18 protein-coding genes are annotated in these 21,484 nt (G+C 72.2%); 9 read left to right on the forward strand and 9 right to left on the reverse strand.

All coding sequences use genetic code 11. From position 1 onward, the window contains the following. Positions 1–98: 98 nt before the first annotated feature. Positions 99–221, reverse strand: a complete 123-nt coding sequence (locus ACIGAQ_RS16020; protein WP_362278600.1) for a hypothetical protein — start codon at positions 219–221, stop codon at positions 99–101. Between the two features lie 40 nt (positions 222–261). Here ACIGAQ_RS16020 and ACIGAQ_RS16025 point away from each other — a divergent pair, with 40 nt between their 5' ends. The 3 genes from ACIGAQ_RS16025 (at position 262) to ACIGAQ_RS16035 (ending at position 2,528) form a co-directional block, all read left to right on the forward strand. Continuing rightward, entirely contained in the window at positions 262–918 is a 657-nt protein-coding gene (locus ACIGAQ_RS16025; RefSeq protein WP_311679395.1) for a TetR/AcrR family transcriptional regulator, read from the forward strand. A 10-nt stretch (positions 919–928) separates the two neighbouring features. Then, positions 929–1,243, forward strand: coding sequence for a hypothetical protein (locus ACIGAQ_RS16030; protein WP_311679396.1), 315 nt, complete (start codon positions 929–931; stop codon positions 1,241–1,243). A gap of 106 nt (positions 1,244–1,349) precedes the next feature. Then, positions 1,350–2,528 carry an NlpC/P60 family protein gene (locus ACIGAQ_RS16035; RefSeq protein WP_399783205.1) on the forward strand — a complete coding sequence of 393 codons (1,179 nt, stop codon included), beginning with the start codon at positions 1,350–1,352 and terminating at the stop codon, positions 2,526–2,528. Here ACIGAQ_RS16035 and ACIGAQ_RS16040 read toward each other — a convergent pair. Genes ACIGAQ_RS16040 through ACIGAQ_RS16060 form a run of 5 tightly spaced genes read right to left on the reverse strand, consistent with a single transcriptional unit; the run spans position 2,525 to position 8,211 of the window. After that, the gene (locus ACIGAQ_RS16040; protein WP_311679398.1) at positions 2,525–3,787 is read right to left on the reverse strand and encodes a styrene monooxygenase/indole monooxygenase family protein; all 1,263 of its coding nucleotides are present in this window, start codon (positions 3,785–3,787) and stop codon (positions 2,525–2,527) included. The genes ACIGAQ_RS16035 and ACIGAQ_RS16040 overlap by 4 nt on opposite strands. Positions 3,788–3,799: 12 nt before the next feature. Beyond that, on the reverse strand, positions 3,800–4,447 hold the full coding sequence (locus ACIGAQ_RS16045) for an ATP/GTP-binding protein (RefSeq protein ID WP_094055963.1): 648 nt from the start codon (positions 4,445–4,447) through the stop codon (positions 3,800–3,802). Beyond that, positions 4,428–4,850 (reverse strand): DUF742 domain-containing protein, encoded by a 423-nt coding sequence (locus ACIGAQ_RS16050; RefSeq protein ID WP_311679399.1) that lies wholly within the window; start codon positions 4,848–4,850, stop codon positions 4,428–4,430. The genes ACIGAQ_RS16045 and ACIGAQ_RS16050 overlap by 20 nt, the downstream gene beginning before the upstream one ends. Beyond that, positions 4,847–5,371 carry a roadblock/LC7 domain-containing protein gene (locus ACIGAQ_RS16055; protein WP_311679400.1) on the reverse strand — a complete coding sequence of 175 codons (525 nt, stop codon included), beginning with the start codon at positions 5,369–5,371 and terminating at the stop codon, positions 4,847–4,849. Before ACIGAQ_RS16055 ends, ACIGAQ_RS16050 begins: the two co-directional genes overlap by 4 nt. After that, positions 5,368–8,211, reverse strand: a complete 2,844-nt coding sequence (locus ACIGAQ_RS16060) for a nitrate- and nitrite sensing domain-containing protein (RefSeq protein WP_399783210.1) — start codon at positions 8,209–8,211, stop codon at positions 5,368–5,370. The genes ACIGAQ_RS16055 and ACIGAQ_RS16060 overlap by 4 nt, the downstream gene beginning before the upstream one ends. A 356-nt stretch (positions 8,212–8,567) precedes the next feature. Between ACIGAQ_RS16060 and ACIGAQ_RS16065 the strand changes: the two genes are divergently transcribed. Further along, positions 8,568–9,353, forward strand: a complete 786-nt coding sequence (locus ACIGAQ_RS16065) for a protein phosphatase 2C domain-containing protein (protein ID WP_399783213.1) — start codon at positions 8,568–8,570, stop codon at positions 9,351–9,353. 30 nt (positions 9,354–9,383) lie between these two features. Here ACIGAQ_RS16065 and ACIGAQ_RS16070 read toward each other — a convergent pair whose 3' ends face one another. Together ACIGAQ_RS16070 and lon are read right to left on the reverse strand one after the other, a co-directional pair. Further along, positions 9,384–9,926, reverse strand: coding sequence for a MarR family winged helix-turn-helix transcriptional regulator (locus ACIGAQ_RS16070; RefSeq protein ID WP_394814188.1), 543 nt, complete (start codon positions 9,924–9,926; stop codon positions 9,384–9,386). A gap of 168 nt (positions 9,927–10,094) precedes the next feature. Beyond that, a complete protein-coding gene (gene lon, locus ACIGAQ_RS16075; protein WP_399783216.1) occupies positions 10,095–12,518 on the reverse strand; it encodes an endopeptidase La in 2,424 nt (807 codons plus the stop codon). A gap of 173 nt (positions 12,519–12,691) precedes the next feature. Between lon and ACIGAQ_RS16080 the strand changes: the two genes are divergently transcribed. Further along, on the forward strand, positions 12,692–13,351 hold the full coding sequence (locus ACIGAQ_RS16080; protein WP_311679404.1) for a GNAT family N-acetyltransferase: 660 nt from the start codon (positions 12,692–12,694) through the stop codon (positions 13,349–13,351). A 43-nt stretch (positions 13,352–13,394) separates the two neighbouring features. On the opposite strand, the gene ACIGAQ_RS16085 is transcribed toward ACIGAQ_RS16080, so the two are convergent. After that, entirely contained in the window at positions 13,395–14,240 is an 846-nt protein-coding gene (locus ACIGAQ_RS16085) for a rhomboid-like protein (protein WP_399784576.1), read from the reverse strand. Positions 14,241–14,594: 354 nt separating this feature from the next. Between ACIGAQ_RS16085 and ACIGAQ_RS16090 the strand changes: the two genes are divergently transcribed. The 4 genes from ACIGAQ_RS16090 (at position 14,595) to ACIGAQ_RS16105 (ending at position 21,414) form a co-directional block, all read left to right on the forward strand. Further along, positions 14,595–15,272: a spermidine synthase gene (locus ACIGAQ_RS16090; RefSeq protein WP_399783219.1), complete on the forward strand. Its 678-nt coding sequence runs from the start codon at positions 14,595–14,597 to the stop codon at positions 15,270–15,272. A gap of 135 nt (positions 15,273–15,407) precedes the next feature. Then, complete coding sequence (locus ACIGAQ_RS16095) at positions 15,408–16,148, forward strand: response regulator transcription factor (protein WP_309097915.1); 741 nt, start codon at positions 15,408–15,410, stop codon at positions 16,146–16,148. Continuing rightward, entirely contained in the window at positions 16,145–17,257 is a 1,113-nt protein-coding gene (locus ACIGAQ_RS16100) for a HAMP domain-containing sensor histidine kinase (protein ID WP_094055972.1), read from the forward strand. The genes ACIGAQ_RS16095 and ACIGAQ_RS16100 overlap by 4 nt, the downstream gene beginning before the upstream one ends. A gap of 281 nt (positions 17,258–17,538) precedes the next feature. Then, positions 17,539–21,414 (forward strand): multifunctional oxoglutarate decarboxylase/oxoglutarate dehydrogenase thiamine pyrophosphate-binding subunit/dihydrolipoyllysine-residue succinyltransferase subunit, encoded by a 3,876-nt coding sequence (locus ACIGAQ_RS16105; protein WP_399783223.1) that lies wholly within the window; start codon positions 17,539–17,541, stop codon positions 21,412–21,414. Positions 21,415–21,484 lie beyond the last annotated feature (70 nt).

A 21,484-nucleotide genomic window follows, 5' to 3' on the forward strand; every position in this document is an offset into this window, starting at 1 on the left:
GGGGTTGGCGGGTCGCGGTACGGGGAGCGGTTTCGAACCCCCAGCGCGCGGTCCCGCGGACGCACCCCCCCGGGCGCGCCCCCGACCCACCCCCCCCGTCAGGCGTAGACGCGCACCCCCGCCCAGCGGTCACAGGCCGCCGCGGGCACCCCGGCCCCACCGCCGAAGGCCACCGCGAGCACTCCGCCCACCGCCGCAGCCCGCCGCACGTTCCCGGCCACCGCTACGCAGCCCCCCGACCCCCCGATTACGCTGCGGAGCATGACACCAGCCGCCGCCCCCACCCCCGCCTACCGGCGACTCAGCGTCGAGGAACGCCGCAGCCAGTTGCTCACCGCCGCGCTGGGCCTCTTCGCGCACCGTGCGCCGGAGGAGGTCTCCCTCGACGACGTCGCCGAGGCGGCCGGCGTCTCCCGCCCCCTGGTGTACCGGTACTTCCCCGGCGGCAAGCAGCAGCTCTACGAGGCCGCGCTCCGCTCCGCCGCCGACGAGCTCCAGCACTGCTTCGACGAACCCCGCGAGGGCCCCCTCCTCCCCCGCCTGTCCCGCGCCCTCGACCGCTACCTCGCCTTCGTCGACGAGCACGACGCCGGCTTCAGCGCCCTCCTCCAGGGCGGCAGCGTCGTCGAGACCTCACGGACCACCGCCATCGTCGACGGCGTCCGCCGCGTCGCGGCCGAGCACATCCTCAGCCACCTCGGCGTCACCGACCCCGGCCCCCGGCTGCGCATGACCATCCGTATGTGGATCACCGCCGTGGAGGCGTCGTCGCTGATCTGGCTCGACGAGGACAAGGACCCCCCGGCCGAGGAGCTGCGCGACTGGCTCGTCGAGCAGTTCGTCGCCGTGCTGACGGTGACCGCCCGCCGCGACCCGCAGACGGACGCCCTGGTCCTGGCCCTCGCCGAGGATGTCTGACACTGATCCCGTGAAGAGCGAAGACACCCCCTTCGAGGGCGGCCCCATGGACGGCAGGGTCCTGCCCGTCCTGCTCGGCATCACCGGCCACCCGCCCAAGACGTACCGCATCCCCGTCCCGGACCCGGACGGCGGACCGCCCACGGTGCTGGTCTACCGGCGCGTGCCCCGCGGGCCGGGCAAGGTGGGCCTGACGAACCGCTGGAAGTACGCCTACGCCCCGGAGGGCGCTCCCACCCGCCGGCTCAACTGGCCGTGGTCGAAGCCGGACGTCACGAAGCCAGACGCCACGCCGCCGGGCAAGCGGGACGACGCCGACGGGTGACGTCGTTGCGCCGAACCGCGCACACTCACCGCGCGCACCCCGCGCACGCGCCCGATCCTCACGGTGTCCGGCGGCACAGGGCCGCCCCCGCACCGGAGGTGACGGCATGTCAGGAACCCTGCTGCGTCTGGTCTGCGTCGCGGCGACGGCAGCCGGAACGGCCCTCGCGCCCGTGCCCGCCACGGCCGTTCCCGAGCCGGACGGGGAACAGCCCTCCGTCGCCCGCCTCCTGACCGACCTTCAGCGCCTGTACCGGCAGGCCGAGCAGGCCACCGAGGCGTACAACGCCACCGAGGAGAAGCTCAAGCGGCAGCGCGCCGAGACCGAGCGGCTGGAGCGCGCCCTGGCCCGGGCCCGGCTCTCCCTGCACGACAGCCGGGGCGCGGCCGGCCGCCTGGCCCGGCAGCAGTACCAGAGCAGCACCGGCATCTCCCCGTACGTCCGGCTGCTGCTGGCCCGGGATCCGGAGCACGCGGTGGACCAGGGCCGGGTGATCGGCCGGATCGCCCGGGAGCGGGCCGGCACGGTCGGCCGGCTGACGGGCAGCGAACGCAAGGCCCGGGACCTCGCCCGCAAGGCCCGCACGGCCCTCGACGAGCAGCTCGCCCTCGCCGAGCGGCGCAAGAAGGAACGCGACACGGTGCGCGGACGGCTGCACGACGTCGAGGAACTGCTCGCCTCCCTCGACGAGGACCAGCTCAGCGCCGTCGCCGAGCTGGAGGAGGACGGTGTGGCGAAGGCGCAGAAGCGGTTCATGGCGTCCGGCGCGCTCGGAGCCGGCGGCAGCGCCGGCTCCGTCCGCAGGCCGACGGCGGCAGGCGGCCGGGCCGTGCGCTACGCCGTACGGCAGCTCGGCAAGCCGTACGAGTGGGGCGCGGAGGGCCCGAAGTCGTTCGACTGCTCCGGCCTGACCTCGCAGGCCTGGGCCGCGGCCGGCACGCCCATCCCGCGCACCAGTCAGGAGCAGTGGAAGCGGCTGGAGCGGATCGACCTGGACGAGCTGCGCCCGGGCGACCTGGTCGTGTACTTCGAGGAGGCCACGCACGTGGCGCTGTACCTCGGCGACGGCCGAGTCGTCCAGGCACCCCGCCCGGGCGCGAGGGTGAAGGTGTCACCGATCGCGGCCAACCCGGTGCTGGGCGCCGTCCGCCCGGACCCGGACGGGAAGCCCCTGCGGCGGTACGAGCCGCCGGAGCTCCCCGAGGGCGCGACGGACGGGTCGGACGAGGGCTACGAGGGCCACCCGGACGACGAGGACCGGGCGACGTCCACGCCGGAGGACTAGGCGGCGCCCGCGCCCGACGCCTCGACCAGGTAGGCCTGGGCCTTCTCCGGGTCGTAGAAGAAGTTCTCGAAGTCGGCCGGGTTGTCGAAGCCGTTGGCGAAGCGGTCGGCGACCGGCTTGATCTCGCCGGCGGCGCCGATGAGGTTCAGCACGTGCTCGGGCGGCGGCGCGAGCATCGCGTTGGTCCACTTGGTGACGTGCTGCGCGGTGTTCCAGTAGCGGTCGAAGGTGGCCCGCATCCACTCCTCGTCGAACGGCTTGTCACCGTGCTCGACGATCGAGGCGAGGTAGGCGGCGGCGCACTTGGACGCCGAGTTGGAGCCCTGCCCGGTGATCGGGTCGTTCGCCACGACCACGTCGGCGACGCCGAGCACCAGGCCGCCGCTCGGGAGCCGGCCGATGGGGTTGCGGACGGTGGGGGCGTAGCGCCCGGCCAGCGTGCCGCCGGCGTCGGTCAGTTCGACCTTGGTGGCCCGCGCGTACTCCCAGGGGACGTACCGCTCCATGAGTTCCAGGGTCAGGGAGAGGTGCTCGGCGGGGTCCTTGACGCCGGCGAAGACGTCGAGCGGGCCGCCGGGTATGCCCTCCCAGAAGAGGATGTCGGCCCGGCCGGAGGTGGTCAGGCAGGGCATGACGAACAGCTCGCCGACGCCCGGCACGAGGTTGCAGCGGACCGCCTCGGTGTCCGGGTGCTCGGGGCGCGGCCCGAGGCCGTGGACGTACGCCACGGCCAGCGCGCGCTGCGGCTCGCTGTACGGGGAGCGCTCGGCGTCGCGGCCGAACATCTGGACCAGCTCGCCCTTGCCGGCGGCGACCAGCACCAGGTCGTAGGTGCGGGAGAAGTAGTCGAGGTCGCCGACGGCCGCGCCGTGGATGACGAGCTGGCCGCCGCGCTGGGCGAAGGTCTCCATCCAGCCGGCCATCTTCACGCGCTGGTCGATCGACTGCGCGAACCCGTCGAGGCGGCCGAGCCAGTCGATGGCCCGCGCGGAGGGGCCCTCGGCCCAGGAGCCGGGAGCGGCGACCGAGACGCCCAGTCCTTCGATCTTCGGGGCCTGGGACTCCCAGAAGTTCAGCTGGAGATCGCGCTCGTGCTGCAGGGCCGTGTGGAACATGCACTGCGTCGACATGACCCGGCCGGTGCGGATCTCGTCCGCGGTCCGGTTCGACATCAGGGTGACCTCGTACCCCTGCGACTGGAGGCCGAGAGCGATCTGGAGTCCGGACTGGCCGGCTCCGACGACGAGTATCTTCCGCATGCGGGCTGTCCTCTACTCGGGGGTTTCGTCCAGCGCGTGGCCGACGAGGGCCAGGAGGGTCTCGATCACGGAGATCCGGCGACGCGCGTCCATGATCATGACAGGTATGTGTTGCGGGATGGTCAAGGCCTCCCGCACGTCCTCCGGCTCGAACAGCTCGGCCCCGTCGAAGTGGTTGACCGCGACCACGTACGGCAGCCCGGAGCTCTCGAAGTAGTCCAGGACCGGGAAGCAGTCCTTCAGCCGTCGCGTGTCGGCCAGCACGACGGCACCGATCGCGCCCCGCACGATGTCGTCCCACATGAACCAGAACCGCTGCTGGCCCGGCGTGCCGAACAGGTAGAGCACCAGGTCGTCGTCGAGCGTGATGCGCCCGAAGTCCATGGCGACGGTGGTGGAGGTCTTGCCCGGCGTGGCGGTGAGGTCGTCGGTGGCCTCGCTCGCCTCGGTCATCAGCGCCTCGGTCTGCAGGGGCGTGATCTCCGAGGCGGAGGTGACCAGCGTGGTCTTGCCCACGCCGAAGCCGCCCGCCACCACGATCTTCGTGGCTATGGGGGCCCGGGTGCGGTCCGTCTCCCAGGCGTGCATGCCCGCGTCGGGCCGGGCGAGCGGGGAGGAAGCAGCGACGCCGTGAGCGGCGTCAGAGACGACGGAGTCCACTCAGCACCCTTTCCAGCAGAGCGCGGTCCGGGCGGCCCGTGCCGTGGCCGGTTCCCGTTCCGTACACACGGATCTTTCCCTGGTCCGCGAGGTCACTGAGGAGCACGCGGACCACGCCGAGCGGCATCTTCAGCAGCGCGGCGATCTCGGCCACCGTACGCATCCGGCGGCACAGTTCGACGATGGCCCGCAGTTCCGGCATGACCCGGGTGGACAGCGAACCGTTCGTCAGTTCCTTGCGCTCCTCCGGGGCGTCCAGCGCGGCCGTGCTGGCCACGAACGTCTCCACGAGGAGGACGTGGCCGAAGCGGGTGCGGCCGCCGGTGAGCGAGTAGGGGCGGACCCGGGCGGGCTTGCGGTCCCCGCCGCGCACCGGGAGATGCTGCTTGGGACTCCTGCTCATCGGGCACTCCCCGTCGTCTGGGACTCCTCCAGGGATTTGCGGAGTTCGCTGCGCAGTTCCGGCGTCAGGACGTGGCCGGCCCGGCCGACGAACAAGGCCATGTGGTAGGCCACCACGCTCATGTCGCAGTCCGCGGAGCCGTGCACGCCGAGCAGCGAGCCGTCGCTGATCGACATCACGAACAGGCTGCCCTCGTCCATGGCGATCATGGTGTGTTTGACCCCGCCGAAGTCCATCAGCTTGGCGGCACCGATGGTCAGGCTGCCGATGCCGGAGACGATGGTGGCGAGGTCGGCGGCGGAGCCGCGCGGGCCGGTGGGCCGGGTCCCTTGGGACTGCCGGGCCTGACGGGCCTCCTTGTTGCGGTCTGCGTCGGAGGACAGCAGGAGCAGCCCGTCGGAGGAGACGACCGCGACCGAGAGGATGCCGGGCACCTCCTCGACGAGGTTGGTCAGCAGCCAGTGCAGGTTGCGGGCCTCACTGCTCAGTCCGATCAGTCCGAAGGTACTGGGCGCGGTCAACTGCTTGCCTCCTCGACTGTGCCCCCCGTGGCTTCTTCGGAATCAGCTGGTCCAGATGTGCCGGCGGCCGGCCGCTGGTGCGAGGCCGTCTGCTCGGCGATCTCCGCCTCCACCTCGCGGTAGCCGGCCTGGGCGCCCTGGCGGAAACCGCCGAGGCGGCGGCGCAGGGCGTCGGCGTCGACCGAACCGCCGCGCTGGCGCGGGGCGGTGGGCTGGGCGGTGATCCTGGGCGTGCGCTTGGGCAGGCCCTTGTCGGTGACACGTTCGTGTTCGGCGTCGGCTTCCGCCTCGGCGTGTGCGCTCCCGCCCGCACCCCCCGTGCGGGTCTCGTGAGCGTGCGGGGCCGGTCCGGGCGGTGTGGTTCCGCCGTCGTCGGCCGCGCTCTCGTGCTGCGTCCGCTCCGCTTCCTCCTGCGGTATCGGGGCGAGCAGCTCCATGGTGGTCTCGGCAGGGGTCTCGGCCGGTGCCGTCACCTCCTGCGCGGAAGCGGTCTCCTCCGGCCCGGCGGGTTCCGGGTGCTCGGCCGGTTCCGGGTGTTCCGGCGGTTCCGGGTGCTCGGCCGCGGTCGTGCCGTGGCCGGCCTCCTCCCGCCGTACGGCCTTCTCCGCGAGGGCCACCAGTGGGTCCCCGCCGTTCGTGCGGCCGTGCAGGACGTTGGAGTTGGCCTCCGCGTCGGCGCCGGGCAGGGAGAAGGAGTGGGTGGTGCCGGAGAGCGGGCCGGAGGCCGGGACGGCCGCGGCCGGGGCCGCCGCCAGCAGGGTCCGGGGCAGGACGACGACCGCCGCGACCCCGCCCTGCTTCTGCTCGCGCAGCTGGACGCGCACGCCGTGGCGGTGCGCGAGACGGGCGACGACGTACAGGCCGAGGCCCAGGCCGTCCTCGCCCTCCTGGTCGTAGGGCGCCTCCGGGTCGAAGTCGGACAGGCGGGCGTTCAGGCGCTCCAGCCGGTCGTCGGTCATCCCGATGCCCTCGTCCTGGACGGAGAGCATGACCTCGCCGTTCTCCAGCAGCCAGCCGGAGATCTCGACGGGCAGGTCGGGCGGGGAGAACGAGGTGGCGTTCTCCATGAGTTCGGCCAGCAGGTGCGAGAGGTCGTCGGCGGCGAACCCGGCGATGTGCGCGTGCGGCGGCAGCGCGGCGATCCGGACCCGCTCGTACCGCTCGATCTCGCTGACCGCGGCGCGCACCACGTCCACCAGCGGCACGGGGCCGGCGGCGTGCTGGACGTGCTCGGTGCCGGCGAGGACCAGGAGGTTCTCGCTGTGCCGGCGCATGACGGTCGCGAAGTGGTCGAGCTTGAACAGCGTGGAGAGCCGGTCCGGGTCCTGCTCGCGCTCCTCCAGGTTCTCGATGACGGCCAGCTGCCGTTCCACCAGGCCGAGGGTGCGCAGGGCGAGGTTGACGAAGGTGCCGCCGATGGCGGTGCGCAGCCGCTCCAGCTGGGCGGCGGACTCGGCGAGCTGGCCGCGCAGTTCCTCGCGCGCGTCGGCCATCTTCTGGCGCTGGCCGACGAGGTGCTTGCGGTCGGACTCCAGCGTGGTGATCCGCTCGGTGAGGGCGGCCGCGTGCGCGTGCAGGGCGTTCACGGAGCGGACGACCTGCGCGAACTCGTCGTTGCGGCCGGTGAACCTCACCGGTTCCTCGGCCGCCGGGTCCTCTGCCTCGGCGAGGCGCTTGGAGCCCAGGCGCAGGACGGCGAGCGGGCGGGTGAGGCTGCGGGCCATGCCCGTGGCGACACCGACGGCGAGCAGCATCAGGGCGCCGAGGACGGCGATGCGGATCTCCAGCGCGGTGACGTCGTCGTCGCGCAGGGCCTCCAGGTCCTTGGTGCGGCGGTCGTACAGGGCGGACTCGACGCCGCGCATCAGGTCGACCCGGGCGGACAGGGCCGCGTCCAGCCGCTTGGTGCCGGTGGACAGCTCGCCGTCGGAGAGCGACGGCTGGTCGGTGAGGGTGGCGAGGTATTTCTCGGCGGAGTTGACCTCGGTGCCCGTGACCGTGTTGTCGAACGAGGTACGGGCCGCCTCGGGGGCGGTGGCGCGGAAGTCGGCCAGGGCCGCGTCGGAGCGCAGCCGGGCCTGCTGGGCGGCGGCGCTCAGGGCGTCGCGCTGCCGGGCGCCGGCCCCGGAGGAGGTGGCGGTCTCGGTGGGCAGGCCGGTGACGGGGTCGATGACCGTCTGGGTGGAGCGCGGCACGCTGAGCGCGGCGAGGAGCAGTCCCCGGGCCGCGGCGGCCTGCTGGACGGCGGAGTCCAGCTCGGCCAGCGCGTGGCCGCCGGCGCCCGCGCGGGGCGGCGTCTGCTGGGCCAGCTGCTCGGCGAGCCGGTGCAGTTCGGTGATGGCGGCGGAGTACGCCTGGTGCGCTTCGAGGGCGCTGCTCTTGCCGGTGAGCGCCGCCCGCCGTACGGCCGCTATGCCGTCGAGACCCGAGCGGAGCGCGGCCGGGGTGTCGGTGTCGGCGCGCAGCTCCTCGACCTGCCGGTCGACGCGTTCGCTGTGCTGCTCGGAGGGCGCCTTGGACTTGGGGCGGCCGGCCGCGATGTAGGCGGTGACGTCGTCGCGCTCGTCGGCGAGGGAGTGCGCGAGGGCGAGGGCGTCCTGCGTCTGCTCCGCGAGCGTCACCAGCTCCTGGGAGTCGTGGAGTTCCGCCGAGGCGGCCAGCACCGACGGGGTGCCGGCCCCGGCGATCGCCGCGGCGACCACGGCCACGGCGACGATGAGCCGGTTGCGGACGTGTGTGGGGCGGCCCTTTCCGGTGGGGGGCGTAGGCTCAGCGCCCTGAACGGGGGCCGTCTGCTTGCCTGTGCGACGAGGCCGCGTCTTCTGCACCGGTGCTCGCATTCCTGACTCGTGAACCCTTGGGCCCGGATGACGCTCCGTCAACTGGTGCGTACTCCCGGTACACTTCCCGACCCTCCCAGCGCCGGTGGGCAGCGCACGCGCATCACCTGACCCGCCACCCGAAGGAGTGAACCTCGGAGGGGAGTTGAGGGGCAAGTTCCGCAGGCTCTTGCAGCGGCCTTGCGCGGCACGCCGGTTGGACGCCGGGAGCGGGCGGTGGCAGTATTCGCCACCGCGTCTTCCCGGAACAAATCATTCCAGCCCAAACCAGGCGCCTGACCTGCGCGGGTGCGCCGGTACGGCAACCATGGCCGACCTTCTGCGGACCTTGTGAAGGGCTCGTGCAGACTGGCCGGATGCGTACTGAACTCGCCTCGGAGCCGGGAGACGCCGACCGCCCCAACGAGGACTTCGCCGCTGTCGGGCTTCCGGCTTCAGGACAGGGCGGTTCACTCGTCGTCCTGGACGGTGTGACGCCGCCGAAGACCGGGACGGGCTGTCTGCATTCCGTCCCCTGGTTCACCGCGCGCCTCGGTGGCGCGCTGACCGAACTGACCGTTTCACTCCCGGATGTTCCCCTGGTCGAAGCCTTGTCCCGCGCCATCGCGCGTACCGCCGGGGCACATGCTTCAACCTGTGACCTTTCTCACCCCCGCACCCCTCAGGCCACGGTGGTCGTGGCCCGCTGGAATCCGGACACGGTGGAGTACCTCGTCCTGTCGGACTCGGCCCTGCTGCTGGAGTCCCCGGACGGCGTGGTGACGCCCGTCCTGGACGACCGGCTGGCCCTGATCCCCCGCTCGGCCCTGGCCACGGACGCGATGGTGGACGCGACCCTGCGGAACAGGGAGGGCGGCTTCTTCACGGCGGCGGCCGATGCCTCGGTGGCCCGGCTGGCCGTGACCGGGACCCTGCCCCGCTCCGAGGTGCGCGCCCTGGCCGCTCTGACGGACGGGGCGACCCGCTGGGTGGAGAGGTTCGAGGAGGGCGACTGGACGGACTGCTTCCACCTCGTGCGCAAGGAGGGTCCGCAGGCGCTGGTGGACCGGGTCCGGACACGGGAACGGGCGGATTCCGCCGCCACGGTCCTGGGCCGGAGCAAGACCCACGACGACGCGACGGTCGTGTACGTCGAGTTCTGACGGCCCCGGCCCCGCGCCCCGTGCGGGGTGCTACTTCTCCATGCCGCGGTTGAGCTGGTGCAGCAGCCGGGCCAGTTCGGTGACCTCGTCCGTCTCCCAGTCGGCGAGGCGGCCGGCGTACCGGGCGCGGCGGGCCTCGCGGACCCGGCGGACGCGGTCGTGGCCCTCCTGGGTGAGGGCGACCAGCCAGGCACGCCCGTCGGCGGGGTCGGGCTCGCGGGCGATCAGGCCGAGCTCCTCCAGGGCGCGCAGCTGGCGGGACATCGTGGCCTTGCCGACGCCGATGTAGGCGGCGAGCTCGGTGGCCCGCTGCTTGCCGCACTCGTCCAGCCGGACGAGCAGCCCGTACGCGGACGACTCCAGGTCCGGGTGGACCTCGCGGGCCATCTCGCCCTGGCTGGCCCGGGCCCGCCGCAGGAGCACCGTCAGTTCCCGCTCCAGCGCGAGGAAGGCGGGCCGGTCCACGCCCCTGCCGGCCGTACCGCCTGCGGCCGTGCCGTTTCCGGCCACACCGGCATCCGCGGACTCACCGGGTCCGGCCCGGTGTCCGTCGTCGTTGCCGCCCTCGTGCACGTGAGTCCCTGCCTAGGTCGTCGCTACTGAGATTGTCCTGCGGCCGCCGTCGGCGCCGCAGCCCGGCAAGTATTCCCAGGTCAGGGCGTCCGTGTCCACAGGCCCACCCCACGGTGAAGGCCCGGGCCCCCTCACGGGAACCCGGGCCTTCCCCACCGGCCGCGTCCGTCACGCCGCGACCGGAACCTCCGGCGTCGCGCCGTTCGTCGCGGGCGCGAGCGCCAGTTCCAGAACCTGCCGGACGTCGGTGACGGCGTGGACGTCGAGCTTGTCCAGCACCTCCGCCGGGACGTCGTCCAGGTCGGGCTCGTTGCGCTTGGGGATGATCACCCTGGTGACACCCGCCCGGTGCGCGGCGAGCAGCTTCTGCTTCACACCGCCGATCGGCAGCACCCGCCCGGTCAGCGAGACCTCGCCGGTCATCGCCACGTCCGTGCGGACCAGCCGGCCGGACAGCAGGGACGCCAGGGCCGTGGTCATCGTGATGCCGGCGCTCGGGCCGTCCTTGGGGACCGCGCCCGCCGGGAAGTGGATGTGCACGCCCCGGTCCTTCAGGTCGCCCACGGGCAGTTCGAGCTCGGCGCCGTGGGAGCGCAGGAAGCTCAGCGCGATCTGCGCGGACTCCTTCATCACGTCGCCCAGCTGACCGGTCAGGGTCAGCCCGGCCGCGCCCGTCTCCGGGTCGGCCAGCGACGCCTCGACGTAGAGCACGTCACCGCCCGCTCCGGTCACCGCGAGCCCGGTGGCCACGCCCGGCACGGACGTCCGGCGCTCGGCCGGGTCCTGGGCGGACTCGGGCACGTGGTGCGGCCGGCCGATCAGGTCCCGCAGGTGCGCGTCGGTGACGGTGAAGGGCAGCTCCCGTTCGCCCAGTTCGTGCTGGGCCGCGACCTTGCGCAGCAGCCGTGCGATCGACCGCTCCAGGGTGCGCACACCCGCCTCGCGCGTGTACTCGCCGGCGAGCTTGCGCAGCGCGCCCTCGTCGATGGTCACCTCGTCCTTGTCGAGCCCGGCCCGCTCCAGCTGCCGCGGGAGCAGGTGGTCGCGGGCGATGACGACCTTCTCGTCCTCGGTGTAGCCGTCGAGGCGGACGATCTCCATCCGGTCGGCCAGGGCCTCCGGGATCGCCTCCAGGACGTTGGCGGTGGCCAGGAAGACGACGTCCGAGAGGTCGAGCTCGACCTCCAGGTAGTGGTCGCGGAAGGTGTGGTTCTGCGCCGGGTCGAGCACTTCGAGCAGGGCGGCGGCCGGGTCGCCCCGGAAGTCCGAGCCGACCTTGTCGATCTCGTCGAGGAGCACGACCGGGTTCATCGACCCGGCCTCCTTGATGGCGCGGACGATCCGGCCGGGCAGCGCGCCGACGTACGTGCGCCGGTGTCCGCGGATCTCGGCCTCGTCGCGCACACCGCCGAGGGCGACGCGCACGAACGTGCGGCCCATGGCGTGGGCGACGGACTCGCCGAGGGAGGTCTTGCCGACGCCGGGCGGCCCGACCAGCGCGAGCACGGCACCGCCGCGCCGCCCGCCGACGACGCCCAGACCCCGCTCGTTGCGCCGCTTGCGCACGGCCAGGTACTCGGTGATGCGCTCCTTCACGTCCTCCAGACCGGCGTGCTCGGCGTCCAGGACCTCCTTGGCGCCCTGGATGTCGTAGGCGTCCTCGGTGCGCTCGTTCCACGGCATCTCCAGGACCGTGTCGAGCCAGGTGCGGATCCACGAGCCCTCGGGCGACTGGTCGGAGGAGCGCTCCAGCTTGTCGACCTCCTTCAGGGCGGCCTCGCGGACCTTCTCGGGCAGGTCGGCGGCCTCCACGCGGGCGCGGTAGTCGTCGGACTCCTCGGCGGGGTCCTTGCCTGCCTCGCCGTTCAGCTCGCGCAGCTCCTTGCGGACCGCTTCGAGCTGGCGCCGCAGCAGGAACTCGCGCTGCTGCTTGTCGACGCCCTCCTGGACGTCCTTGGCGATGGTCTCGGCCACGTCCTGCTCGGCGAGGTGGTCGCGCAGCTGCTGCGTGGCGAGCTTGAGCCGGGCCACCGGGTCGGTGGTCTCCAGCAGTTCGACCTTCTGGTCGGTGGTCAGGAACGGCGAGTAGCCGGAGTTGTCGGCCAGCGCCGAGACGTCGTCGATGGCCTGGACCCGGTCGACGACCTGCCAGGCGCCGCGCTTGCGCAGCCAGGCGGTGGCGAGGGCCTTGTACTCCTTGACCAGTTCGGCGACCTGGCCGGGCAGCGGCTCCGGCACGGTCTCGTCGACGCTGGTGCCCTCGACCCAGAGGGCCGCGCCGGGGCCCGTGGTCCCCGCACCGATCCTCACCCGCCCCCGGCCGCGGATCAGCGCGCCCGGGTCGCCGTCGGCCAGCCGGCCGACCTGCTCGACGGTGCCGAGGACACCGGTGTTCGCGTACGTCCCGTCGATGCGTGGCACCAGGAGTACCCGGGGCTTTCCGGGTGTTGTCCGAGCGGCGGCCTGGGCGGCCTCCACCGCGGCACGGACCTCGGAGTCGCTCAGGTCCAGCGGGACCACCATCCCGGGCAGCACGACCTCGTCGTCGAGCGGCAGCACGGGCAGGGTGAGCGGTGTGGACGTCGAAGCCATGATCTCCCCTTCGGCAGTCAAGTTGAGCTATGCCGACTCAATGCTTGGGGACGGCCGGTTGTTCCCCGACCGGTGTTCGCTGTCAGCGATCACCCGTGCCGCCCCTGCCAGGAGGGCGCGTAGAGTCATCGACGTAATAGGCCAAAGGTGCTAGCGGTAATTACGGGGGCGGCGTGGACGGGACCGTGCGGGCGTGGGTGGACGGGTGGGTCGTGTCGCGCGGGGCGGCTCCGCCGGTGGCCGAGCCGTGGGGCTGGACGATCGACGTGGGGCTGTACGGACACGTCACCCGGCACGTGTTCGGCGCGACGGGCGAGGGCCTCGACGAGACGACCGTGCGGAAGGTGGCCGGCGCGGTGACCGGGGACGGCGTGTGGCTGAAGGCCTTCCGCGATCCGGCGGAGGTCGCCGGCTGGCTGGACGACGGCTGGTGGATCGACCCCGAACCCGGCTACCTCATGACGGTCCCGCTGGCGGCGGACGACGCTCCGGCCGTCCCCGACGGCTTCCGGCTGCGCACGTGGTCGCGGGGCGCGGTGACCCACCTGATGGTGGCCGCCCCGGACGGCTCCCTGGCGGCGCGCGGCCAGATCACCCCCACGGGCGACACGGCCGTCGCCGACCGGATCGAGACGGCCCCGGAGCACCGCCGCAAGGGGCTGGGCGGCCTCGTCATGCGCACGCTGCAGTCCGCCGCCGCGCGCCAGGGAGCCCGGACCGGCGTCCTGGCCGGCACGCCGGCGGGCCGGGGCCTGTACGAGTCGCTGGGCTGGGAAGTGGCGGCGGTGCTGACCAGCGCCAGGCACGACCGGCCGACGGCGGCAGGGGCCTGACCTGTGCCCTCCCCCGTCATCCCGGGGGTCACCCGCCGGGGGGTCACCCCCCGGTCGGAACCGTGCGGCTCGCGTGCCACCGCCGGACCAGCGGCCAGGTCGCGATCCCGATGGCCAGGGCGATCAGATGCCCCCAGTTCGTCATCGGGTCGGTGAAGGCGAAGAGGTCCCGCAGAAGCATCCCGCCGAAGGCGGCCAGCAGCGGTACGCGCAGCCACGGCGGGAGCAGACCGGCCAGGGCGCCGGCGCCGGCCGCGACGCCGAAGCTGACGCCGTAGTCGAGACGGTGGAGGGAGGAGTCGGGCAGCTGCCCGGCCAGTACCGCGAGTCCCACCGGGACCTCGGTCGCCAGGGTGGCGAGGACGTGCCCGAGCAGGAAGACCCCGGCCGTGCGCAGGCCCCCGATCCGCCGTTCCAGCGCGGTCAGCACCAGCACGAACCCGACCGTGAACGGCGAGGCCACCCCGCCCGCGACCCACAGCGCGCTGCCGACCAGCACCAGTTCCGGCGAACTCACCAGGTGCGCCACGTCCGTGCTGGACCACTGGAGCAGGGCGTGCACCACGGCGGGGTCGGCGTGCGCGCCGATCAGCGAGGTGACGCAGAGCAGGACCACGTACGCGAAGGTGAACGGTGAACCCGTGGGCGTGGGCAGCAGCCGCCACGGACGCGGAACCCGGCGCCGGTGCGCCACCGGAACACCGGTTCTCTGTCGGCCCGGGTCCGCGGTGCCCCTCGGGCAGCTTCTCTGTCGGCCCGGGTCCGCGGTGCCCCTCGGGCAGCGCTGCCTCGGCACGCCGTCCAGCAGCGGCCCGCCGACGGGCACCGGCAGCGGCCCGTCGTCCGCGGCCGTACCGTCGGGCAGCCCCGGCCCACGCCCACCGTCCAGCGGACCCCGCACGCCGGCCGGACCACCGTGCGGCGGACCCGGCGCACCGGCGGGCACGCAGGTCAGCGCGGACGGGACCGGCTCACCACACGCCGCGGACGGGACCGGCTCACCGGACAGCGCAGGCAGGGTCGGCTCACCGGACGGCGTGGGCGGGGCCGTCCGTCCCGGTGGCGCGGTGCGTTCCACAGGGAGCCTCCTTCCGTCGTGGCCCAGCCTTCGCCCGTCCCCGCCCCGCTGTCTGTGACGGGCGCCACGCGGGGGCCGGCACACAGCGCGCCCGCCCGTGGCTTCCCACGACGTCCGCCCGTTAATCCCGCGCCCAGCCCGGCCCGCACCTGCCAGGATGACCCGATGCCCACCTCATACGACACGCCTGACGTCCTGGACCGGCGCGAGGGCCCGCACGGCGAGGTCGTGCTGCGGCGGCACGGTGACCGGCTGGAGATCATCGCCAACGGCTGTTTCCTGATGGACACCTCCGACGGCCGCTCGGAGCGGCGGCTGGTCGACGCGGCCCTGGACGCCCTGCCCGGCCGGGAGCACCCCGACGTACTGATCGGCGGACTCGGCGTCGGCTTCTCCCTGGCCCACGCCGCCGCCGACCCCCGCTGGGGCCGGATCGCGGTGGTGGAACGCGAGCACGCGATCGTCGAATGGCACCGCGACGGCCCGCTGTCGGCGATCTCCGCCGAGGCCCTCGCCGACCCCCGCACGGACATCGTCGAAGCCGATCTCGTCGCCCACGTCAATGAGACATCCGACACGTACGACGCCCTGTGCCTGGACATCGACAACGGCCCCGACTGGACCGTGACGGACGGCAACGCGCACCTGTACGGCGAGGCCGGACTGGCGGGCTGCGCACGGGTGTTGAGGCCCGGCGGAGTCCTCGCGGTCTGGTCCGCCCAGCCGTCTCCGGAATTCGAAGAAACCTTGTGGAATGCCGGGTTCCAACAGGTGCGTACCGAAGAGATCCCGGTTGCCCGGGGCGTTCCCGACGTGGTGCACCTCGCCGTCCGCCCTGGATAGCAAAGGCGTGCTGCCTGCCCGTACGCTGCTCCTCTGACGCCGATCATTCAAGCGTCAATCGCAACGATGCGCAGGCATGGCCAGTCAGAAGGAATCACCCCACTGATTCCGGAAAGCACACCCCAGGGGCGGGCGATGGAGCAGACACAGACCTCCCACAACGGTTCGGCGACGGCTACTCCGGGCGCGCAGCGCCGGGTGCTCGTCGTCGAGGACGACGCCACGATCGTCGACGCCATCGCGACCCGTCTGCGAGCCGAGGGATTCCTCGTGCAAACCGCGGGCGACGGTCCGGCCGCCGTCGACACCGCCGAGGCGTGGCAGCCGGACCTGTTGATCCTCGACATCATGCTGCCCGGCTTCGACGGTCTGGAGGTCTGCCGTCGCGTGCAGGCCGCCCGCCCCGTGCCGGTGCTCATGCTCACCGCGCGCGACGACGAGACCGACATGCTGGTCGGTCTGGGCGTCGGCGCCGACGACTACATGACCAAGCCGTTCTCGATGCGGGAGCTGGCGGCGCGCGTGCACGTGCTGCTGCGCCGCGTGGAGCGCGCCGCCCTGGCCGCCGCGACGCCGCGCAGCGGCATCCTGCGCCTGGGCGAACTGGAGATCGACCACGCGCAGCGCCGGGTCCGGGTGCGCAGCGAGGACGTCCACCTCACGCCCACCGAGTTCGACCTGCTGGTGTGTCTGGCCAACACCCCCCGCGCGGTCCTCTCGCGCGAGCAGCTGCTCGCCGAGGTCTGGGACTGGGCGGACGCCTCCGGTACGCGCACGGTCGACAGCCACATCAAGGCGCTGCGCCGGAAGATCGGCGCCGAGCGGATCCGCACCGTGCACGGCGTGGGGTACGCCCTGGAGACCCCGACGCCATGAGCGGCGGGCCGGCTGCACGGAGAAACCCCGGGGAGCCGGAACCCTGGGGAAAGGTGAGCCCCTTCTCGATCAAGACGAAGCTGGGCGCGCTGGTCGTCATCTCGGTGCTGATCACCACGGGTCTGTCGGTGATCGCGGTGCACACGAAGACGGAGCTGCGCTTCATCACGGTCTTCTCGATGATCGCCACTCTGCTCATCACGCAGTTCGTGGCCCATTCGCTCACCGCGCCGCTGGACGAGATGACGGCGGTGGCGCGTTCCATCTCGCAGGGCGACTACACCCGCCGCACGCGGGAGAACCGCCGTGACGAGCTGGGCGACCTGGCCGTGACGATCAACGCCATGGCCGACGAGCTGGAGGCCCAGGACCGCCAGCGCAAGGAGCTGGTGGCGAACGTCTCGCACGAGCTGCGCACGCCCATCGCAGGGCTGCGCGCGGTGCTGGAGAACATCGTCGACGGCGTCACCCAGGCCGACCCGGAGACGATGCGCACGGCGTTGAAGCAGACCGAGCGCCTCGGCCGGCTGGTGGAGACGCTGCTGGACCTGTCCCGGCTGGACAACGGCGTCGTGCCGCTGAAGAAGCGGCGCTTCGAGGTGTGGCCGTATCTGTCGGGCGTGCTGAAGGAGGCCAACATGGTCGCCTCGGTGCGCGCGGGCATCGCCACCGGCTCGGGCAGTCACACCCGCACGGACGTGCATCTGCACCTCGACGTGCATCCGCCGGAGTTGACCGCGCACGCCGACCCGGAGCGCATCCACCAGGTCGTGGCCAATCTCATCGACAACGCGGTCAAGCACAGTCCGCCGCACGGCCGGGTGACGGTCAAGGCGCGGCGCGGCGCCCTGCCGGAGTCGCTGGAGCTGGAGGTCCTGGACGAGGGCCCCGGCATTCCGAAGTCCGAGTGGCACCGCGTCTTCGAGCGGTTCAACCGCGGCAGCGCCAAGCGGCCGCAGGGGCCGGGCAGCGACGGCGGCACGGGTCTCGGCCTGGCGATCGCCCGCTGGGCGGTGGATCTGCACGGCGGACGGATCGGAGTGGCCGAATCCGAGCGGGGTTGCCGGATTCTTGTCACTCTTCCAGGACTTCCATCTGTGCCAAGTTGACGTAAAGTTCGAAGCGGAGCCACAAGATCCACGGGCATCCGCGCTGACGGACACGTGTGATCAGGCACAGGCCCGCGCCACTGGCGTGTCAGGCCCCGCTCTCCCCTTCCCTGCTCAAGCGGAACCACGCTTGTTTCCCGCCATTTCAAGCCCCGAAACACTCTCCAAGATGTGACTTGCGCGACGTTGAACGGGCCCGGCCTGACCTTCCCGCTCGGGGAGGCGTAGCCTTGATTCCCGCTGTCCATCATCTTGTGAAGCGGAAGAGGGCGGTTGCCGCCGTGTCGCCACAGTCCCCCAGTAACTCGAGCATCTCGACCGACACCGACCAAGCGGGCAAGAACCCCGCCGCGTCGTTCGGTGCCAACGAGTGGCTCGTCGACGAGATCTATCAGCAGTACCTCCAGGACCCGAATTCGGTAGACCGAGCCTGGTGGGACTTCTTCGCCGACTACAAGCCGGGCGCCGCTGCCGCCTCGGCTCCGGCGGGTACCGCGGCCACGGGGGCCGCGGGGACCACCACCACCGCTCAGCCGGCCGCGCCGGCCACCCCGGCCCAGGCACCCGCGCCGGCGGCCGAGAAGCCCGCCGCCGAGAAGCCCGCCGCCGCGGCGGCTCCGGCGCAGGCCCCGGCTCCGGCTCCGGCTCCGGCCCAGGCGAAGCCCGCCGCGCAGGCCCCGGCCCAGGCCGCCGCTCCCGCGAAGGCCGCCCCGGCCCCCGCGAAGCCGGCCGCCGCCGCCAAGCCGGCCGCGTCCGCGAAGAAGGCCGAGCCCGCCGCCGAGGCCCCCGCGGGCCCCGAGCAGGTCGTGCTGCGCGGTCCGGCCGCCGCGGTCGCGAAGAACATGGACGCCTCCCTGGAGCTGCCCACGGCCACGTCCGTGCGCGCGGTCCCGGTGAAGCTGCTGTTCGACAACCGCATCGTCATCAACAACCACCTCAAGCGGGCGCGCGGCGGGAAGATCTCCTTCACGCACCTCATCGGCTACGCCATGGTCCAGGCGATCAAGGCCATGCCGGCGATGAACTACTCGTTCGCGAAGGTGGACGGCAAGCCGACCCTGGTCAAGCCGGAGCACGTCAACCTCGGTCTCGCCATCGACCTGGTCAAGCCGAACGGCGACCGCCAGCTGGTCGTCGCGGCGATCAAGAAGGCCGAGACGCTGAACTTCTTCGAGTTCTGGCAGGCCTACGAGGACATCGTCCGCCGCGCCCGCGACGGCAAGCTGACGATGGACGACTTCTCCGGCGTCACGGTCTCCCTGACCAACCCCGGCGGCCTCGGCACGGTCCACTCGGTGCCGCGCCTGATGCCCGGCCAGTCCGTGATCATGGGCGTCGGCTCCATGGACTACCCGGCGGAGTTCCAGGGCACCAGCCAGGACACCCTGAACAAGCTCGGCATCTCGAAGGTCATGACGCTCACGTCGACCTACGACCACCGGGTCATCCAGGGCGCCGCCTCCGGCGAGTTCCTCCGCCAGGTCGCCAACCTGCTGCTCGGCGAGAACGGCTTCTACGACGACATCTTCGAGGCCCTGCGCATCCCCTACGAGCCGGTCCGCTGGCTCAAGGACATCGACGCCAGCCACGACGACGACGTCACCAAGGCCGCCCGCGTCTTCGAGCTGATCCACTCCTACCGGGTCCGCGGCCACGTCATGGCCGACACCGACCCGCTGGAGTACCAGCAGCGCAAGCACCCCGACCTGGACATCACCGAGCACGGCCTCACGCTCTGGGACCTGGAGCGCGAGTTCGCCGTCGGCGGCTTCGCCGGCAAGTCGATGATGAAGCTGCGCGACATCCTCGGCGTCCTGCGCGACTCGTACTGCCGCACCACCGGCATCGAGTTCATGCACATCCAGGACCCGAAGCAGCGCAAGTGGATCCAGGACCGCGTGGAGCGCCCGCACTCCAAGCCGGAGCGCGAGGAGCAGCTGCGCATCCTGCGCCGGCTGAACGCGGCCGAGGCGTTCGAGACGTTCCTGCAGACCAAGTACGTCGGCCAGAAGCGCTTCTCCCTGGAGGGCGGCGAGTCCGTCATCCCGCTGCTGGACGCCGTGCTGGACTCGGCCGCCGAGTCCCGCCTGGACGAGGTCGTCATCGGCATGGCCCACCGCGGCCGGCTGAACGTCCTCGCCAACATCGTCGGCAAGTCGTACGCGCAGATCTTCCGCGAGTTCGAGGGCAACCTCGACCCGAAGTCGATGCACGGCTCCGGCGACGTGAAGTACCACCTGGGCGCCGAGGGCACCTTCACCGGCCTGGACGGCGAGCAGATCAAGGTCTCCCTGGTCGCGAACCCCTCCCACCTGGAGGCCGTCGACCCGGTCCTGGAGGGCGTCTCCCGCGCCAAGCAGGACATCATCGGCAAGGGCGGCACGGACTTCACGGTCCTGCCCGTCGCGATCCACGGCGACGCGGCCTTCGCGGGCCAGGGCGTGGTGGCCGAGACCCTGAACATGTCGCAGCTGCGCGGCTACCGCACCGGCGGCACGGTCCACATCGTCATCAACAACCAGGTCGGCTTCACCGCGGCCCCCGAGTCCTCGCGTTCCTCCATGTACGCGACGGACGTGGCCCGCATGATCGAGGCCCCGATCTTCCACGTGAACGGCGACGACCCGGAGGCCGTGGTCCGCGTGGCGCGGCTCGCCTTCGAGTTCCGCCAGGCGTTCAACAAGGACGTGGTGATCGACCTCATCTGCTACCGCCGCCGCGGTCACAACGAGTCGGACAACCCGGCCTTCACGCAGCCGCTGATGTACGACCTGATCGACAAGAAGCGCTCGGTGCGCAAGCTGTACACCGAGTCCCTCATCGGTCGCGGCGACATCACCCTGGAAGAGGCCGAGCAGGCGCTGCAGGACTACCAGGGCCAGCTGGAGAAGGTCTTCACGGAGGTCCGCGAGGCCACCTCGCAGCCGGCGGTCGTGGAGACCTCCGACCCGCAGGCGGAGTTCCCGGTCGCCGTGAACACCGCGGTGACCACGGAGGTCGTCAAGCGGATCGCCGAGTCCCAGGTCAACATCCCCGACCACGTCACCGTGCACCCGCGTCTGCTGCCGCAGCTGCAGCGCCGGGCGTCCATGGTCGAGGACGGCACCATCGACTGGGGCATGGGCGAGACCCTCGCGATCGGCTCCCTGCTGCTGGAGGGCGTCCCGGTCCGCCTGGCGGGCCAGGACTCGCAGCGCGGCACGTTCGGCCAGCGCCACGCGGTCATCATCGACCGCAGCACGGGCGAGGAGTACACGCCGCTGCAGTACCTCTCCGAGGACCAGGCACGGCTCAACGTCTACAACTCCCTGCTGTCCGAGTACGCGGCGATGGGCTTCGAGTACGGCTACTCGCTGGCCCGCCCCGAGGCGCTCGTGATGTGGGAGGCGCAGTTCGGCGACTTCGTCAACGGCGCGCAGACGGTCGTGGACGAGTTCATCTCGTCGGCCGAGCAGAAGTGGGCGCAGACCTCCGGTGTCGTCCTGCTGCTGCCGCACGGCTACGAGGGCCAGGGCCCGGACCACTCCTCGGCCCGCCCCGAGCGCTTCCTGCAGATGTGCGCGCAGAACAACATGACGGTCGCCATGCCGACGTCGCCGTCGAACTACTTCCACCTCCTGCGGTGGCAGGTGCACAACCCGCACCACAAGCCGCTGGTGGTCTTCACGCCGAAGTCGATGCTGCGCCTGAAGGCGGCGGCGGCCAAGGCGGAGGAGTTCACGTCGGGTCAGTTCCAGCCGGTCATCGGTGACGCGACGGTCGACCCGGCCGCGGTGAAGAAGGTCGTCTTCTGCGCCGGCAAGGTCTACTACGACCTGGAGGCCGAGCGGCAGAAGCGCGGCGTCACGGACACGGCGATCATCCGCATCGAGCGGCTGTACCCGCTGCCGGGCACCGAGCTCCAGGCGGAGATCAAGAAGTACCCGAACGCCGAGAAGTACCTGTGGGCCCAGGAGGAGCCGGCGAACCAGGGTGCCTGGCCGTTCATCGCGCTCAACCTGATCGACCACCTGGACCTGGCGGTCGGCGCGGACGTCCCGCACGGCGAGCGCCTGCGCCGCATCTCGCGTCCGCACAGCTCGTCCCCGGCCGTCGGTTCCGCGAAGCGGCACCAGGCCGAGCAGGAGCAGTTGGTGCGCGAGGTGTTCGAGGCGTAGCCCTCGCATCGCGTCGCACGTCACCGGGCCGCATCCCCGCCGGGGGGTGCGGCCCGGCCGCATATCCTTG

The organism is Streptomyces sp. NPDC085932 (assembly GCF_044540525.1).
Lineage (GTDB): Bacteria > Actinomycetota > Actinomycetes > Streptomycetales > Streptomycetaceae > Streptomyces > Streptomyces levis.